Origin of the sequence: Nitrosomonas sp. Nm84, from assembly GCF_003201565.1 — a bacterium.
GTDB lineage: Bacteria > Pseudomonadota > Gammaproteobacteria > Burkholderiales > Nitrosomonadaceae > Nitrosomonas.
Map to the genome: position 1 here is coordinate 1 of NZ_QJJP01000077.1, position 1,631 is coordinate 1,631.

At 60.4% G+C, this 1,631-nt stretch carries 1 protein-coding gene; it reads right to left on the reverse strand.

The annotated features are described in order from the left end of the window. Positions 1 to 1,631 (reverse strand): beta strand repeat-containing protein (locus C8R34_RS16600; RefSeq protein WP_375342134.1); only part of this gene is annotated, 1,631 nt, incomplete at both ends.

Genomic DNA, 1,631 nt, shown 5'->3' on the forward strand with positions numbered 1-1,631 from the left:
CGCATTGCTTGAATCGTCGCCAATGCTGTAGTTTTCAACGTTGGTCAGCGTGGTGACGGCGCCATCGCCGGCAACGGTGATGGTCTCACCATTCACGCCCGTGCCCGGTGCCGTGACGGCGCCGCTAAAACCCTGGTTCTGTGCCACCGAGAGCCGCACCGCTGCGCCCGATGCCAAGACCAGCGCAGCTACGTTGTTGATCGTACCGCCACTGATATCCGCACCTGTGCTTAAGTTCAGCGTGTCTGCGACCGTGCTTTCACCCGTGATCGTGCCGGTAAAGCTCAGCGCGCCCACATTGAAGGTCACCGCATCGGTGGCAGAATCCGCCGCGACATTCGTGGTTGCATCGGCAATCATGACCGTGCGCGCATTGCTTGAATCGTCGCCAATGCTGTAGTTTTCAACGTTGGTCAGCGTGGTGACGGCGCCATCGCCGGCAATGGTGATGGTCTCACCATTCACGCCCGTGCCCGGTGCCGTGACGGCGCCGCTAAAACCCTGGTTCTGTGCCGCCGACAGTCGCACCGCTGCGCCCGATGCCAAGGCCAGCGCAGCTATGCTGTTAACCGTACCGCCGCTGATGTCCGCACCTGTACTTAAGTTCAGCGTATCGGCAACAGTGTTGTCGCCATTGATCGTGCCGGTAAAGTTAAGCGCGCCCACATTGAAGGTCACCGCATCGGTGGCAGAATCCGCCGTGACATTCGTGGTTGCATCGGCAATCGTGACCGTGCGCGCATTGCTTGAATCGTCGCCAATGCTGTAGTTCTCAACGTTGACCAGCGTGGTGACGATGCCATCGCCGGCAATGGTGATGGTCTCACCATTCATGCCCGTGCCCGGTGCCGTGACGGCACCGCTGAAACCCTGGTTTTGTGCCGCCGACAGCCGCACCGCTGCGCCCGATGTCAGGTTCAGTGCAGCCACATTAGTTATTGTGCCGCCACTGATATCCGCTCCCGTGCTTAGGTTCAGCGTGTCTGCAACCGTGCTTTCACCCGTGATCGTGCCGGTAAAGCTCAGCGCGCCCACATTGAAGGTCACCGCATCGGTGGCAGAATCCGCCGTGACATTCGTGGTTGCATCGGCAATCGTGACCGTACGCGCATTGGTCGAATCGTCGCCAATGCTGTAGTTCTCAACATTGGCCAGCGTGGTGACGGCACCATCGCCGACAATGGCGATGGTCTCACCATTCACGCCCGTGCCCGGTGCCGTGACGGCGCCGCTGAAACCCTGGTTTTGTGTCACCGAGAGCCGCACCGCTGCGCCCGATGCCAAGACCAGCGCAGCTATGCTGTTAACCGTACCGCCGCTGATATCCGCACCTGTGCTTAAGTTCAGCGTGTCTGCGACCGTGCTTTCACCCGTGATCGTGCCGGTAAAGCTCAGCGCGCCAACGTTGAAGGTCACCGCATCGGTGGCGGAATCCGCCGTGACATTCGTGGTTGCATCGGCAGTCGTGACCGTACGCGCATTGGTCGAATCGTCGCCAATGCTGTAGTTTTCAACGTTGGTCAGCGTGGTGACGGCGCCATCGCCGGCAATGGTGATGGTCTCACCATTCATGCCCATGCCCGGTGCCGTGACGGCACCGCTAAAACCCTGGTTCTGTGCCGCCGAGAGCC